At 60.4% G+C, this 14,797-nt stretch carries 12 protein-coding genes, 2 tRNA genes and 1 pseudogene; 4 read left to right on the forward strand and 11 right to left on the reverse strand.

Annotated elements, in window-relative coordinates:
• Positions 1 to 113: 113 nt before the first annotated feature.
• The 7 genes from dnaB to rnr form a co-directional block, all read right to left on the reverse strand.
• Positions 114 to 1,511: a replicative DNA helicase gene (gene dnaB, locus AC5O5I_RS25305; protein WP_494511748.1), complete on the reverse strand. Its 1,398-nt coding sequence runs from the start codon at positions 1,509 to 1,511 to the stop codon at positions 114 to 116.
• A 113-nt stretch (positions 1,512 to 1,624) separates the two neighbouring features.
• Entirely contained in the window at positions 1,625 to 2,071 is a 447-nt protein-coding gene (gene rplI, locus AC5O5I_RS25310) for a 50S ribosomal protein L9 (protein ID WP_075804740.1), read from the reverse strand.
• Positions 2,072 to 2,091: 20 nt separating this feature from the next.
• The gene (locus tag AC5O5I_RS25315; protein ID WP_172228656.1) at positions 2,092 to 2,955 is read right to left on the reverse strand and encodes a hypothetical protein; all 864 of its coding nucleotides are present in this window, start codon (positions 2,953 to 2,955) and stop codon (positions 2,092 to 2,094) included.
• A 33-nt stretch (positions 2,956 to 2,988) separates the two neighbouring features.
• Positions 2,989 to 3,219 carry a 30S ribosomal protein S18 gene (gene rpsR / locus AC5O5I_RS25320; protein ID WP_003249563.1) on the reverse strand — a complete coding sequence of 77 codons (231 nt, stop codon included), beginning with the start codon at positions 3,217 to 3,219 and terminating at the stop codon, positions 2,989 to 2,991.
• Between the two features lie 28 nt (positions 3,220 to 3,247).
• Positions 3,248 to 3,673, reverse strand: a complete 426-nt coding sequence (gene rpsF, locus AC5O5I_RS25325; RefSeq protein ID WP_494511749.1) for a 30S ribosomal protein S6 — start codon at positions 3,671 to 3,673, stop codon at positions 3,248 to 3,250.
• A 306-nt stretch (positions 3,674 to 3,979) separates the two neighbouring features.
• Positions 3,980 to 4,726: a 23S rRNA (guanosine(2251)-2'-O)-methyltransferase RlmB gene (gene rlmB, locus AC5O5I_RS25330; protein WP_494511750.1), complete on the reverse strand. Its 747-nt coding sequence runs from the start codon at positions 4,724 to 4,726 to the stop codon at positions 3,980 to 3,982.
• Positions 4,723 to 7,305 carry a ribonuclease R gene (gene rnr, locus AC5O5I_RS25335; RefSeq protein ID WP_494511751.1) on the reverse strand — a complete coding sequence of 861 codons (2,583 nt, stop codon included), beginning with the start codon at positions 7,303 to 7,305 and terminating at the stop codon, positions 4,723 to 4,725. The genes rlmB and rnr overlap by 4 nt, the downstream gene beginning before the upstream one ends.
• Before the next feature lie 271 nt (positions 7,306 to 7,576).
• On the opposite strand from rnr, the gene AC5O5I_RS25340 reads away from it, so the two are divergent.
• The 4 genes from AC5O5I_RS25340 (at position 7,577) to AC5O5I_RS25355 (ending at position 10,620) form a co-directional block, all read left to right on the forward strand.
• Positions 7,577 to 7,663 (forward strand) — tRNA-Leu (locus AC5O5I_RS25340).
• A gap of 86 nt (positions 7,664 to 7,749) precedes the next feature.
• Positions 7,750 to 7,836 (forward strand) — tRNA-Leu (locus AC5O5I_RS25345).
• A 205-nt stretch (positions 7,837 to 8,041) separates the two neighbouring features.
• Positions 8,042 to 9,055, forward strand: coding sequence for an extracellular solute-binding protein (locus AC5O5I_RS25350; protein WP_172288216.1), 1,014 nt, complete (start codon positions 8,042 to 8,044; stop codon positions 9,053 to 9,055).
• Positions 9,055 to 10,620 carry an ABC transporter permease gene (locus AC5O5I_RS25355; protein WP_494511752.1) on the forward strand — a complete coding sequence of 522 codons (1,566 nt, stop codon included), beginning with the start codon at positions 9,055 to 9,057 and terminating at the stop codon, positions 10,618 to 10,620. The genes AC5O5I_RS25350 and AC5O5I_RS25355 overlap by 1 nt, the downstream gene beginning before the upstream one ends.
• A 52-nt stretch (positions 10,621 to 10,672) precedes the next feature.
• Here the strand turns inward: AC5O5I_RS25355 and AC5O5I_RS25360 are convergent, their stop codons facing one another.
• The 4 genes and pseudogenes from AC5O5I_RS25360 to AC5O5I_RS25375 all read right to left on the reverse strand — a co-directional run bounded on the left by AC5O5I_RS25360 (position 10,673) and on the right by AC5O5I_RS25375 (position 14,778).
• A complete protein-coding gene (locus AC5O5I_RS25360) occupies positions 10,673 to 11,047 on the reverse strand; it encodes a hypothetical protein (protein WP_494511753.1) in 375 nt (124 codons plus the stop codon).
• A complete protein-coding gene (locus tag AC5O5I_RS25365) occupies positions 11,044 to 12,015 on the reverse strand; it encodes a hypothetical protein (RefSeq protein WP_494511754.1) in 972 nt (323 codons plus the stop codon). The genes AC5O5I_RS25360 and AC5O5I_RS25365 overlap by 4 nt, the downstream gene beginning before the upstream one ends.
• A gap of 9 nt (positions 12,016 to 12,024) precedes the next feature.
• Positions 12,025 to 12,513: pseudogene (locus AC5O5I_RS25370) on the reverse strand (Hcp family type VI secretion system effector).
• Positions 12,514 to 12,843: 330 nt separating this feature from the next.
• A complete protein-coding gene (locus AC5O5I_RS25375) occupies positions 12,844 to 14,778 on the reverse strand; it encodes a methyl-accepting chemotaxis protein (RefSeq protein WP_172228237.1) in 1,935 nt (644 codons plus the stop codon).
• Positions 14,779 to 14,797: the final 19 nt, after the last annotated feature.

A 14,797-nucleotide genomic window follows, 5' to 3' on the forward strand; every position in this document is an offset into this window, starting at 1 on the left:
CGAACACCGGCATAGCCGGTGCCATCCTCCGCGATGGATTCTTCGCGGCTGAAGCCGCTCCCACAGAGTTCCTGTTAAGCCGGTAGATATTCGCAGCCTAATTAAACCGCGCTTTATTCATCATCATCGAAGTTGTACATGCCCGGCGCAAGGTTCTCGAAGCGGGTGTACTTGCCGATAAACGCCAGCCGCACAAAGCCGATGGGGCCGTTACGCTGCTTGCCGATGATGATTTCAGCGATGCCCTTATGCTCGGTCTCGGGGTGATACACCTCGTCCCGGTACACGAACATGATGACGTCGGCGTCCTGCTCGATTGCACCCGACTCACGCAAGTCGGAGTTGATTGGGCGCTTGTTCGGCCGCTGTTCAAGGGAGCGGTTCAGCTGCGACAGTGCAACCACCGGGCAGTTGAACTCTTTGGCCAACGCTTTCAAGGAGCGGGAGATTTCGGAAATTTCGTTGGTACGGTTATCACCGCCGGAACCTGGAATCTGCATGAGCTGCAGGTAGTCGACCATGATCAGGCCGATTTCGCCATGCTCCCGCGCCAGGCGGCGAGTACGTGAACGCATCTCAGAGGGGCTGATGCCGGCCGTATCGTCGATGAACAGCTTGCGGTCATTGAGCAGGTTGACGGCCGAAGTCAGGCGCGGCCAGTCGTCATCATCCAGCTGGCCGGAACGCACCTTGGTCTGATCGATGCGGCCCAGGGACGAGAGCATACGCATGATCAGCGACTCACCTGGCATTTCAAGCGAGAAGACCAGCACCGCCTTATCGCTGCGCAGCACCGCGTTCTCCACCAGGTTCATGGCGAAGGTAGTCTTGCCCATCGAAGGACGACCCGCAACGATGATCAGGTCAGCTGCCTGCAAACCGCTGGTCTTCTCGTCCAGGTCGGTATAACCGGTGGAAACGCCGGTGATCTCGCTGTCGGAGTTGAAAAGCGTGTCGATCCGGTCGATGGCCTTGGTCAACAGTTCGTTGACGCCTACCGGCCCGCCAGTTTTCGGCCGCGCTTCGGCGATCTGGAAAATCTGCCGCTCGGCGTCGTCGAGGATTTCCTCGGCGTTTCGACCTTGGGGGTTGAACGCGTTATCGGCGATGTCGGTGCTGATGCTGATCAGCTGGCGCAGCGTGGCACGCTCGCGAATGATCGCGGCGTACGCCTTGATGTTGGCTACCGACGGGGTGTTCTTGGCCAGCTCGGCCAGGTACGCCAGGCCGCCGATCTGCGAGGACACGCCTTCCTTGTCCAACTGCTCATGCAGCGTGACCACGTCGAACGGGTGGTTAAGGTCCACCAGCTTGTGGATGGCCCGGTAGATCAGGCGGTGGTCATGCCGATAGAAATCGCCATCGGACACCTGGTCCAGCACCCGCTCCCAGGCGTTGTTGTCCAGCATCAGGCCACCGAGCACGGCCTGTTCGGCCTCGATGGAATGCGGCGGCACCTTCAGGGCGGCGGTTTGCAGGTCAAGCTGTTCGGAGGTGGTGATCTCGTTCATGGCCACGAAAGAATTCTGGAGGACGAAAAAGACAAAGGGCACGGCCTGTATAAAACAGGACCGTGCCCGATGTTAACCGCCTGGCTCACCAGGAGCCAGCCAGTCAGCGCAGCTTAGGCAGCTACGACGACCACACGTACGGTGGCTTCAACGTCGCTGTGCAGGTGCACGGCTACGTCGTATTCGCCAACCTGACGGATGGTGCCGTTCGGCAGACGAACTTCAGCTTTGGCCACTTCAACGCCGGAGGCGGTCAGGGCGTCAGCGATGTCGTGAGTGCCGATCGAACCGAACAGCTTGCCTTCGTCGCCAGCGGTGGCAGTGATGGTCACTTCCAGCTCGGCCAGTTGGGCAGCACGGCTTTCAGCCGAAGTTTTCTTGTCGGCAGCTGCTTTTTCCAGCTCGGCACGACGTTCTTCGAACGCAGCCAGGTTGGCGGCGTTGGCAACGGTGGCCTTGCCGAATGGCAGCAGGAAGTTACGGCCGTAACCAGCCTTAACTTTTACTTTGTCGCCCAGGTTGCCCAGGTTAGCGACTTTTTCCAGCAGGATCAGTTCCATTTGGTAAAACCTCTTAACTTTTAACCTTCACCGTTCGCGGAGTCATTCCCCTTGGGGGACTTGCGACCGCGAAAATCAATCAGGCTGTCGACAATGGCCAAGACCATCAGCAACGGATAAATCAGCTGCATGATCAGCGGCAGCGTCACGTACATGCCCACCAGCCAGAAACCAGCCAGTCGGCCCTGTGCCACCAGCCCGTGCATCAAGGCGATGCCGGCCAGTACCAGTACCAGGCTCGAGGCCGATGCCAGAATGATGAACTGCGACCCGATAAACGGAGCCACCACCATCACTGCCACCAACACCGCCATGGTCTGTTTTGGCAGCTTCAGGGCGCGAAACTCGCGACCGAAGCCTCCAGGGTTGTACAACGCTGCCTGCCAGTAGCGCGCCAGCACCAAGGCCAGCACACTGAACAATTGCACCGTCACTGCTGTGGAAGCGACCAGCACAGGGCGGATCAGCTCACCGGAGAGCACCGGTTGCCCTTCGATTTGCGGCATGGCCTCGGCAAAAGCCTTGGCCAGCATATCGAAGGTCGGTGCCAGCGCCAGATCGAGCACGAGGCTGAAAGCCACGGCGAACACGGCGCTGACCACCAACACGCGGCTCCAGGGTTGCTCGGCACGCAACATGGCGGCCATGGCCAGGGCACCCGCAATCACCATGAAGGTGATGGGATCGCCCATGAACCACACGGCCAACCCGGCCAGCAGGCCGCCGGCGATGACCGTTGTAGCATCCTTGAACCCGCGCCGCAGCAGCACAAGGCTGCCGGCAGCGGCACTCAACCAGAACAGCAGCGGCAGTACCGCGCTGATGACCACCACCAGGGTGGCCTGCACACGACCGCGCATGATGAAGCTTGCTAACGCTCGCATGCTAATCCCTTACTGCTTGTCGACGACCCGGTCTCAGCGGCCGTGGCTGTCGGTGTAGGGCAGCAGGGCCAGGAAGCGGGCGCGCTTGATAGCGGTAGCCAGCTGACGCTGATAACGAGCTTTGGTACCGGTGATGCGGCTTGGAACGATCTTGCCGGTTTCGGATACGTAAGCTTTCAGGGTGTTGAGATCTTTGAAGTCGATCTCTTTCACGTCTTCAGCAGTGAAGCGGCAGAATTTACGACGACGGAAGAAACGTGCCATTTAATAGGCTCCTCTAAAGGTCCGTGGATTACTCGTCAGCGCTATCGCTGGAGTCGCTGTCATTGCTGTCGTCGCCTTCGGCGGAGTCAGCATGCTCAGGACGCTCGCGACGCTCACGGCGCTCGCTGCGGTTTTCTTCAGCCTTCAGCATCTCGGACTGACCGGTAACGGCTTCGTCACGACGGATGACCAGGTTACGGATAACGGCATCGTTGTAGCGGAAGTTGTCTTCCAGCTCGGCCAGGGCCTTGCCGGTGCACTCAACGTTCAGCATCACGTAGTGAGCCTTGTGAACATTGTTGATTGCGTAGGCCAGTTGGCGACGGCCCCAGTCTTCCAGGCGGTGGATCTTGCCACCATCTTCTTCGATCAGCTTGGTGTAACGCTCAACCATGCCGCCGACTTGCTCGCTCTGGTCCGGGTGAACCAGGAAGATGATTTCGTAATGACGCATGAATGCTCCTTACGGGTTAGTAGTCTGCCAGCGAATCTGGTCAGACAAGGAGTGAATGACACTGTATGTCTTGCACAGAGGGGAGGCGCATGCGCACCTGCCAGCTCGGCAAGGGGCGCAATTGTAGAGAAGCCGTGGCACACAAGCAAGGTGATTGGCGATTATTTGAACAGCCCGAAACACTTTATGTCTGTACTGGCCCTATCGCCGGCAAGCCAGCTCCCACAGGATCGCCACAGGACCTGAACCTTGTGGCGTGCCTGTGGGAGCTGGCTTGCCGGCGATAGGGCCGGTACAGGCTGAAGATCAGCGCTTGGCCTGTCGCTGACGCACGGCCTCGAACAGGCACACACCCGTCGCTACCGAAACGTTCAGGCTGCTGACACTCCCGCTCATCGGCAATTTCACCAGGAAATCGCAATGCTCGCGCGTCAGCCGGCGCATGCCCTTGCCTTCCGCGCCCATGATCATCACCAGCGGCCCGGTCAGGTCCTGCTGGTAGATCTCCTGCTCGGCCTCGCCCGCGGTACCCACCACCCACAAGCCACGCTGCTGGAGTTTTTCCAGGGTGCGGGAAAGGTTGGTCACGGCCACCAGCGGAATCACTTCCGCAGCGCCGCAGGCCACCTTGCGCACAACCGGGGTCAGGGTCGCCGACTTGTCCTTGGGCACCACCACTGCCGTGGCACCGGCCGCATCGGCAGTGCGCAGGCAGGCGCCGAGGTTGTGCGGGTCGGTAACACCATCGAGCACCAGAATCAGCGGCGGGGTTTCAGTGCGCTCAAGCAATTCCTCGAGCATCAGCTCACCCCACACCTGGCTCGGGCTGACTTCGGCAACCACGCCCTGGTGCACACCCTCAACCCAGGCATCCATCTCACGGCGCTCGGCGTGGCCGACCGCCACGCGGTTCTCGGCGGCCAGCGCCAGCAGCGCCTGGATGCGCGGCTCGCTGCGCCCTTCCGATAGCCAGATCTGCTTGACCCGCTTCGGATGGTGCTGCAACAACGCCTGCACGGCGTGCACGCCGTAGATCTTTTCCAGCTGACTCATGACTTGCTCTTGCTCTTGCGGGGCGCGCCGGACTTCGGCGGGCCTTTACGGTGTTTGGTCGGCTTGCCGGCAGCCTTGCTGCTGCCTTTGTCCGACTTGCTGCTCGAATGGCCACCGGAACGCGCTTCGGTCATCAGCGCCTTCTTCATTTCGCGGCTCTTGCGCACTTCGGCGTTGCGCTGCACGGCGTCTTTCGGGAAGTACGCCTCGGACGCTTCGCTCTTGCGGCTACGCGGCTTCGGCGTAGCCTTGGCCTCGGTCACCGGCGGCTGCTCGCCCTTTTCGGCGACCGGTGCGGCACCGCGCCCTTTGCGTCCGATCGGCGCCTTGAGCTGCTGCTCGGACACCTCGAAGTCGATCTTGCGTTCGTCGAGATCGACGCGCATGACCTTGACTTCGATGGTGTCGCCCAGGCGGAAGCTGCGCCCGGTACGCTCACCGGACAGTCGATGGTGCACAGGGTCGAAGTGATAGTAGTCACCCGGCAGCGCGCTGACGTGCACCAGGCCCTCGACGTAGATATCGGTCAGCTCGACGAACAGGCCGAAGCCGGTCACCGCAGTGATCACGCCCGGGAAGGTTTCGCCCACGCGGTCCTTCATGAACTCGCACTTGAGCCAGTTGACCACGTCGCGGGTGGCCTCGTCGGCACGCCGCTCGGTCATCGAGCACTGCTCGCCCAGCTGATCGAGGGTATTCACGTCGTACGGGTAGATACGCGCCTTGGGGATGCTCATGGCGCCGGCACGCTTGACGTGCGGGGTATCGACCTTGGAGCGGATTACGCTACGGATGGCGCGATGCACCAGCAGGTCCGGGTAACGACGGATCGGCGAGGTGAAGTGGGTGTACGCCTCGTAGTTCAAACCGAAGTGGCCGTTGTTGTCGGTGCTGTACACCGCCTGGCTCAGCGAGCGCAGCATCACCGTCTGGATCAGGTGGAAGTCCGGGCGCCCGGCAATGCTCGCCAGCAAGGCCTGGTAGTCCTTCGGCGACGGGTCCTTGCCCTTGTGCAGGGAAAGGCCGAGCTCGCCCAGGAAGGCGCGGAGTTTTTCCAGGCGCTCTGGCGGCGGGCCGTCGTGCACCCGGTACAGGGCAGGCACTTCATGCTTTTGCAGGAACTCGGCGGTGGCCACGTTGGCCGCCAGCATGCATTCCTCGATCAGCTTGTGGGCTTCGTTGCGCACGGTCGGGCGGATTTCCGCGATCTTGCGCTGGTCACCGAAGATGATCCGGGTTTCCTGGGTTTCGAAATCGATGGCGCCACGCGTGTGGCGGGCCTCGACCAGCACCTTGTACAGGTTGTACAGGTGCTTCAGGTCCGGCAGGACTTCCTTGTACTCCTCGCGCAGCGCCTTGCCCTCGCGGGTACGGGAGTGCTCGAGCATGCTGCTGACCTTGTTATAGGTCAGACGGGCATGTGAATGGATCACGGCTTCGTAGAACTGGTAGTCGACCATCTGGCCGGCTTTGTTCATGGTCATTTCACAGACCATGGCCAGGCGATCGACATGCGGGTTCAGCGAGCACAGGCCGTTGGACAGCTCTTCAGGGAGCATCGGCACCACGCGCTCGGGGAAGTACACCGAGTTACCGCGCTGCTGGGCCTCGACGTCCAGGGCCGAACCCAGGCGCACGTAGCTGGACACGTCGGCGATGGCCACATACAGGCGCCAGCCGCCAGAGAACATGCGCAGCTTGCCCAGCGGTTCGCAATAGACGGCGTCGTCGAAGTCGCGGGCGTCCTCGCCGTCGATGGTGACGAACGGCAGGTGACGCAGGTCGATGCGCTTCTCCTTGTCCTTGTCTTCGACTTCGGAGCGGAACTTGCGCGCTTCCTTGACCACGTCCTGGGGCCAGACGTGGGGGATATCGTAGCTGCGCAGGGCAACGTCGATTTCCATGCCCGGCGCCATGTAGTTGCCGATGACCTCGACCACGTCGCCTTGCGGCTGGAAGCGCGGGGTTGGCCAGTGGGTGATCTTGATCTCGACAAACTGGCCGATCTTCGCGCCACCGTTACGCCCGGCGGTCACCAGCACTTCCTGCTGGATCTTCGGGTTGTCCGGGGTCACGTAGCCGATGCCGCCCTCTTCAAAGTAACGGCCGACCACGCTTTCGTGGGCACGGGAGATGACTTCGACCAGCACGCCTTCGCGGCGGCCGCGGCGGTCTACGCCAGAGACGCGGGCCAGGCCACGGTCGCCGTCGAATACCAGGCGCATCTGCGACGGGCTGAGGAACAGGTCTTCGCTGCCGTCATCAGGGATAAGGAAGCCGAAGCCATCGCGGTGGCCCGAGACGCGGCCGCAGATCAGGTCCAGCTTGTCTACCGGGGCATAAGTGCCGCGCCGTGTATAGATAAGCTGGCCGTCGCGCTCCATGGCACGCAGGCGACGACGCAAGGCTTCGATCTGGTCTTCTTCATACAGACCAAACTCTTTCGCCAGCTCCTCGCGCGCAGCGGGTTCGCCACGGTCGGCAAGGCGCTGCAGGATCAGCTCACGGCTGGGAATGGGGTTGTCGTATTTTTCCGCTTCGCGAGCGGCCTCGGGATCGAGGGATTGCCAATCGGCCATCAGAAGGGGTTCACCTTGGGGTATATAGATATGAATTCTGGCATAGGCCTATTGAAACCGGAAATGTAAGCGTTGGACAGCCCCAACGGCACCTCTGGTGAGCGGCAATAGACCTGTGGAATCAACAAGTTGAATTTTTTGAAATTTTTTTTGATTGGGGGCTTTACAGCCCTCCAGAGCGTCCGTATAGTGCGCACCACAACGACGGACAACCCCGAAGTTGTAGTAGAGATGAGCGGCGCTGTAAAGCATCAAGTAATCTCGAATGTGTGCCCAGGTGGCGGAATTGGTAGACGCGCTGGTTTCAGGTATCAGTGACCGCAAGGTCGTGGAAGTTCGAGTCTTCTCCTGGGCACCAAGTATTTCAAGTAACAGATGACCAAGGATCTGTTACTACTGTGTGAAGCGAACGATAGTCGCCTTCACCAGATGATGTAAAGCTTTGCCCAGGTGGCGGAATTGGTAGACGCGCTGGTTTCAGGTATCAGTGACCGCAAGGTCGTGGAAGTTCGAGTCTTCTCCTGGGCACCATACAAAAAACCCACTAGCTTGCTAGTGGGTTTTTTCTTGCCTGCGTTTTTTGTAGGCCCCTCCTCCGCGACAGGCGTCACGTGCGCATGCCTTGTGTGGCACTGACCATGGTCTGAGCATGAATTTCTCGTCACCCGGCCACTTGAGAAACGATTTCGTTTACCATTGTTTCCAAATATGTAGCCGTAAGCGAGGAAGTACCCGCATGACGATCCGCCCGCAACCGCTGATGCGTACCCTGGCCGCCGCCGTGCTGAGCCTGGTCATCGGCGCTCCGGCCGCCATGGCAGACGCCCCGGTCGCCCTGACCATGTACAACGGTCAGCACAAGGAAATCGGCGAGGCCATCGCCAAGGCCTATGAGGCCAAGACCGGCATCCACATCAATATCCGCAAAGGCAGCAGCAACCAGCTGGCCAGCCAGATCATCGAGGAAGGCGAGCGCTCGCCCGCCGACATCATCTACACCGAAGAATCTCCACCGCTGAACAACCTGGGCGAGCTGGGCCTGTTGGCGAAGATCGACGACGCCACGCTGAACATGCTGCCCAAGGAATACGTAGGCGCCAACGGCACCTGGATGGGCGTCACCGCACGTACCCGGGTGGTGGTCTACAACCCGAAGAAGATCGACGAAAAAGACCTGCCGACCACGGTCATGGATTTTTCCGACCCTGAATGGGACGGCCGCGTCGGCTACGTTCCGACCAGCGGCGCATTCCAGGAACAGGCCGTGGCCATCCTGAAAATGCATGGTCGCGAAGCCACTGAAGAATGGCTGACCGGCCTGAAAGCCTTCGGCAAGACCTACACCAACAACATGGTCGCCCTGAAGGCCGTAGAAAAAGGCGAAGTCGCTGCCGTCCTGGTGAACAACTACTATTGGTACGCCCTGGAGCGCGAGCGCGGCAAGCTCGACTCCAAGCTTTACTACCTGGCTGATGGCGATGCCGGCAACCTGGTGACCATTTCCGGCGCTGCCGCTGTGAAGGCCAGCAAGCACCCCAAGGAAGCCCAGGCCCTGCTCAACTGGATGGCCAGTGAAGAAGGCCAGCGCGTGATCACCCAGACCACCGCCGAATACCCGCTGCACAAAGGCATGGTCTCTGACCGTGGCCTGAAACCGTTCGAAGAGCTGCGCCCGCCGAAGATCTCGCCGGCTGACCTTGGCAATGCCGAAGAAGCCATCGAACTCGAACGCGAGGTCGGCCTGCTCTGATGACCGCCGCCCTGTCCCAGCCGGCGCCGGTACGCTTCGTACCGCGCCGCAAGCGCCCTTCCATCTGGGTGGTACTACCTGTGCTGTTCCTGGTGGCGATGAGCTTGCTGCCACTGCTGTATGTCGCCATCAAAGCCTGGGAAGCCGGCTGGCGCGAAGCCTTGCACCTGCTGTGGCGTCCCTTCGTCTGGGGGCTGATGCGCAACACCCTGCTGCTGATGGTTGGGGTGACACTGACCTGCATGATGGTGGGCCTGGCCCTGGCCTGGCTGCTGGAGCGCAGCAACCTGGCCGGCCGCCGGCTGTGGGGCGTGGTGCTGTGCCTGCCGTTTGCCGTGCCGTCGTTCGTCAGCAGCTTCACCTGGGTATCGCTGAGCTCGGATTTCGAAGGGTTGGGCGGGGCGATCATGGTCATGGCCTTGTCCAAGTACCCGCTGGTGTTCCTGCCGGTGGCCGCCACCCTGCGCAACCTCGACACTTCGCTTGAAGAGTCGGCACGCACGCTGGGTTGCAGCCGTTGGGGGGTATTCGTCAAGGTCACCCTGCCCCTCTTGTGGCCGTCGATGCTGGGCGGCGCGCTACTGATTGCCCTGCACATGCTGGTGGAGTTCGGCGCACTGTCGATTCTCGGCCTGCAAACCTTCACCACCGCCATCTACCAGCAGTTCGAACTGGAGTTCAGCAATGCCAACGCGGCGATGCTGTCCGCCGTGCTGCTGGCGATGTGCCTGGTGATGCTGTGGCTGGAGCTGCGGGTGCGCGGCAAGGCTCGCCATGTGCGCATCGGCCAAGGCGTGGCGCGCCGCGCACAGCCGGTAAGGCTGGGTGGCTGGGCGGTGCTGGCGCAGCTTCTTTGTGTGGCCCTGGCGGTGCTTGGCAGTGGCATTCCGCTGGCGATGCTTGGCTACTGGCTGAGCGTTGGTTCGTCGGCGGCATTCCCGGTGGCAGCCATCTCCAAGGCGTTGTTCACCTCGTTGTCGGTATCGCTGGGTGGTGCCGGTTTCTGCGTGCTGCTGGCGCTGCCGATCAGCTTCCTGGTGGTGCGCTACAAAGGCCGCCTGGCGATCTGGGCCGAGCGGCTGCCTTACCTGCTGCACGCCCTGCCCGGCCTGGTGATTGCCCTGACCCTGGTATTCTTCGCCCTGCACTACGTGCCGGCGCTGTACCAGACCACCGCCTTGCTGCTGCTGGCCTATGCGCTGCTGTTCTTGCCGCTGGCGCAATCGCCGGTGCGCACCGCGCTGAACAAGGCTTCGCCGACGCTGGAAGAAGCCGCCCGCACCCTGGGCGCGAGCAGCTTTGCCGCGTTCTGCCGGGTGACCTTGCCGATCATCTTCCCGGCGATGGCAGCAGCTTTCGCGCTGGTGTTCCTGGATGCCATGAAAGAACTGACGGCGACCTTGCTGCTCAGCCCGACCGGCATGACCACCCTGGCTACCGAAGTGTGGGCGCATACGGCCAACGTCGAGTTTGCGGCGGCGGCGCCTTATGCGGCGCTGTTGATTGTGGTGTCGGGGTTGCCGGTGTACTTGCTGACTACGCGGATGTATCTGAATAAGGCTTGAGAACGAATCCAGGCTGGCGAGCAGCCTGGATTTTCGAACGACACACACGAGTTTACCTCAAGTATTTTATCCAAACAAAAAACAGAACAATTAGTGCAATCAGCAAAATTTGTACAGTCCACAAGCGCACTAACAGCTTCTGCAGGTCGGCGGGAGCCTCTACAATATCATTGCTATCCAACAGCCACTTCCGAACGCTAAAATCCTTTATAGATAGCATTGCAGAAATTGACCCGAGCCGCATGACTTTCCCGAGCAGCCCAGCATGAGAATATACTTCTCTGTTCACAGCCACCATTCGGCTATTTGACAGGGTTGATTCGATACGATCCAGATATCGATACGCAACGAATATCCAAACACCAAACATCAAAAAAGGCGAAATAATTACAAATGCGCCAAGCACTGCGAGGTGCAAGTTACTCATCGCACTGCCTCATACAAAATCTCCCCCACTCTTTCTCCCAATATCTCACCAAACTCACCGCCAGCAATACCTCCAGCCGCTCCTCCCAATACCGAACATGCGAAAGTTGCTGTTCCACCGGTGGGAATACCTACAGCAACGCATACTATTGGCCCCAATATGCCAGCGACATATCCACCCATTCCTCCTAGACCCAAGCTCGCAACTAGCGAGCTTCTCTCGACAGACCCAGCCTTTCTACACTCCTCTTCCCGCCCAAGCACGCAAGCGTTACGAATTGACAGCTCGGTTGACGCCACATCAAGCGCCATCCCTAAATACGTACCTTTTTTTACCCAATTGGCCGCCTTCGCTACGCCAGATACTTTTTCTGCATACCCTTTAATCTCACCAACGTGAAGAAATCTTTTGGTAGATATATCCAGCGCATGCTTGATTTTACCCCGATTGCGCACCCCCGCCCCATACGCAGCCATACTATCTAGCTGCGACTCCAACTTTAAAAACAGCGCTATTCGCTTCGAGTAGAATTCATCACGAGCTTTCAACGTACCTTTAACCAGATAATCTCGGTGTAGCTGCTCTATCTCCTCTAACGTTTTCTTGATAGTTTCAAGATGCTTACTCCAAGCGTCACTAGCAGCACCAGCGCCGACGGAAGCACGGGCCAGCAAGCTCTGCAGCAGCTCAAAATTCTCCAGAAGGAACCCGTCAAACCCACCGCCGTTCAATTCGATGTCAAGGTGTATACCTAACGCCTTACCCATGAGAAATGCCTCTTGAGCGGTACAGGACGACGTGCTTGGGTCACCCACAATTATCATCTCGCCAGGGAATACAACTGTGTTGACGATATGCGCATTCAGCACATCAAACTTGGCCCGCTGATTCGCGTTCATGGGCGTATCGGCCTTCAGCGACTCATACGACTGCGCTTGCGGATTAATGAAGCTGCGCGCCTCGGACATGGTCGTACCTCACGCATACTTCTTGTTGTTGATGCGGTCCCAACCACCCGTAACATTCCCGCCGGCGCTGCCGTCGAGGCGTTTCTGCCGGGTGTAGGTCGTCTTGATGCGCCCGTAGTTCAGCTGCACCACTTCCACTGGCACCCCAGCGCTGGCGCTCTGGGCGTAGTCGGCAATGATCACTTCTTCCAGGACGACTTCGTAGTACTTGAGCTTATCGCCACCAGCACGGCACACCACGAGTTTCACCTCCTTCAGGTGCTGGCCCGCACAGCTAGCCTCCAGCAGCTTGCAGCTAGCACTGTCCAGGTATTTGGTGAAGGTAAAGTTGGTGAGTGTGGTGCGACCTGATGATGCGCCGCCCGCTGAGCTTGCGGTGGCAGAGATACTCTGGTTTGCACCGAACTAGTAGCCGATAATTTCGATCCAGTTGGCGTACTGCTCGTCCAGTGCTTCGCCAGTGATTTCCGCGATTTGAATATAAGCATCGAAAGCCATGCTTACCTCTCCTTGGTAAAGATTGGGCTGATAACGACGGCTTGCAGACATCGCCATTTTAAGGCTGCTCCCAAAGGCAAACGGCGGGTTACGCTGCGCGCCTCCTAGTACGAAAGACACTAGTTCCCTGCGCCTGGTGCTGCAATAGAACGTGGACGAATAGGGCGATTTTGGGAAATTGCCTACAAGTTTGACGATGAAGGTGACTCAGTCCTGGTAAGGCGATTATCGGTATGGGGGCGGAAATGCCATCATGGCGGCAGAGCAGCTCACCCTGGCGGGCTATCGAGCTGATATGAGCAATCCCTTCGCCGTAGACCGCCACCATCCTCAAGCCCTGAACTGCCCCAGGCTCGCCCTCAGTTGTGCGGCCAGGTCATCCAGCACCTTGCTGCTGGCCGTGGTCTGCATCACCACCTCCGCCGAGCGCTCGGCCTGGGCATGAATGGTCTCTACCCGCCCGCGCACCGCCTGCGCACCATTTGCCTGCTGCTCGGCCGCTCGGGTGGCCAGGCCGATGGCCGCATGTACCTGCTCCACCGCAGCCTGCACCGACTGCTGGCGGCGTTCATTGTCACGCAACACCAGCAGCCCTTCGCTGGCCTTGAGCCCGGCCTGGCTGATGGTGGCCACGGCCTCTTTGGCACCCTTCTGCAGCGCGGCGATATGCGCCTGAATATCCCCGGTGGAGCTTTGCGTCTTGCTCGCCAGCGCCCGCACCTCATCCGCCACCACAGCAAAGCCACGCCCGGTTTCACCGGCACGGGCCGCCTCGATGGCAGCGTTCAAGGCCAGCAGGTTTGTTTGCTCGGCAATGCCGTGGATCACCGTCAGCACCACTTCGATCTGCTCGCTCTGCTTGGCCAGGCGCTCTATCACCTGAGAACCGGCGTCCACCTGCCCGGCGAGGTTCTCGATCAGGCCCGCCAGCTGAGTCGAGGTACGGCTGTTTTCGTCGGTTGCCTGGCGGATATCCACCACTTGCTGCAATGCCGCCTGCATCGCATGGCTTTCGGCCTGAGCCTCATCGGCCATGCTCGACAGATCACGCAGGCTGGCCGCCACTTCATCCCGTTGCAGCGCGGCTGCGGCATCGGCACCTGCATTGCGCTGAGCCATTGCGCCAATCTCCACGCCAGTGCGCTGCGCCACCTCGCCCGCCTCGCGAACGATTGGCTGCAGCTTGTCGACAAAGCGATTCACTGCCGAGGCCATGTCGCCAATTTCGTCGCGGCTGTCGAGCCGCACACGCTTGGTCAGGTCGCCTTCCCCTGCTGCCAGGTCATCGAGTGCAGCAATCAACAGCCGCAGCTTGCTAAGCACCCGACGGCCAAGGACCACGGCGACCACCAGCAGCACACCAAGCCCGACCAGCGCCAGACCCAGACCGATGCGCCAGCGTAGCTCCGCGGCAGCGTCACGCACAGTCTGCGCGGTATTGGCCTGCATTGCAGCAGCACTGCCTTGCGCCTTCTCCAGGCGTTCGCGCAGGGTCTTGCCACTGTCGGCGGCGGCACCGACCAGGCTGTCGCCGACCAGTTGCTCACCGCTGGCGATCAGGGCCGAGAAACGCTGGTCGAGGGCCTTGAGCTGCTGATCAATACCGGCCGTGGAGACGCCCATCACCACCTTGCCGATTTCAGCGCCATTGGGGTTGATCGGGGACTCGACGAAGTACACCGCCGGGTCCCGTCGGGCCGCATCGATCACCTTGTCCAGCGCCCGCTCACCCTGGCCCTTTTCCATCAACGCTTGGTTGATGGGGTTTTGCCGGTTCAGGTAGCGGGTCAGATGCTGGCCCTGAGCGTCGTCGTAGACCACGAACAGCACATTGGGGTTGCGCTGTGCGCGGCGGGCGAAGTCGGAAAGCACCGGCACGTCGTTGTCCCAGATGGCCCGCGGGGCCACCGAGGCCAACAGCTCGGCCATGTCATTGGCGGACTCCTTGAGGTTTTGTTCCAGCGTGCTGCGCAGTTGCTGCTGTTCGCTCTGCAGGCGTGCAGACAAGCCTGCGCTGAGGCGCTGGCGGGTGCTGCTGGACAGGCTGTCGAGGCCTGAGCGCACGTCCTGCCCGGCTTGCTCCAGGTCGCTGGCCAGCTGACGGCTGTCATTGCCCAGGCGCTCGCCAAGATCAGCCTCCAGGGCAGTGACCGTGCTACGCGTGAGTGCAACGGCAACCAGCACCTGCACCAGAAGCGCGATACCCAAGGCAACAAACACAGGCCGCAATAGGCGGCTTCGTAACAGTGAGAGGATGGCAGACACGGTGTAACCCTCGTGTTTT

This window comes from Pseudomonas sp. 9_2_1 (genome assembly GCF_059295275.1).

Bases quoted from the DNA above. Each gene is read 5' to 3' on its own strand.
- rlmB (WP_494511750.1), bottom strand. From the start codon at position 4,726: ATGAGTCAGCTGGAAAAGATCTACGGCGTGCACGCCGTGCAGGCGTTG.
- dnaB (WP_494511748.1), bottom strand. From the start codon at position 1,511: ATGAACGAGATCACCACCTCCGAACAGCTTGACCTGCAAACCGCCGCC.
- rpsF (WP_494511749.1), bottom strand. From the start codon at position 3,673: ATGCGTCATTACGAAATCATCTTCCTGGTTCACCCGGACCAGAGCGAG.
- AC5O5I_RS25365 (WP_494511754.1), bottom strand. From the start codon at position 12,015: ATGTCCGAGGCGCGCAGCTTCATTAATCCGCAAGCGCAGTCGTATGAG.
- rplI (WP_075804740.1), bottom strand. From the start codon at position 2,071: ATGGAACTGATCCTGCTGGAAAAAGTCGCTAACCTGGGCAACCTGGGC.
- AC5O5I_RS25355 (WP_494511752.1), top strand. From the start codon at position 9,055: ATGACCGCCGCCCTGTCCCAGCCGGCGCCGGTACGCTTCGTACCGCGC.
- rnr (WP_494511751.1), bottom strand. From the start codon at position 7,305: ATGGCCGATTGGCAATCCCTCGATCCCGAGGCCGCTCGCGAAGCGGAA.
- AC5O5I_RS25350 (WP_172288216.1), top strand. From the start codon at position 8,042: ATGACGATCCGCCCGCAACCGCTGATGCGTACCCTGGCCGCCGCCGTG.
- AC5O5I_RS25360 (WP_494511753.1), bottom strand. From the start codon at position 11,047: ATGAGTAACTTGCACCTCGCAGTGCTTGGCGCATTTGTAATTATTTCG.
- AC5O5I_RS25315 (WP_172228656.1), bottom strand. From the start codon at position 2,955: ATGCGAGCGTTAGCAAGCTTCATCATGCGCGGTCGTGTGCAGGCCACC.
- rpsR (WP_003249563.1), bottom strand. From the start codon at position 3,219: ATGGCACGTTTCTTCCGTCGTCGTAAATTCTGCCGCTTCACTGCTGAA.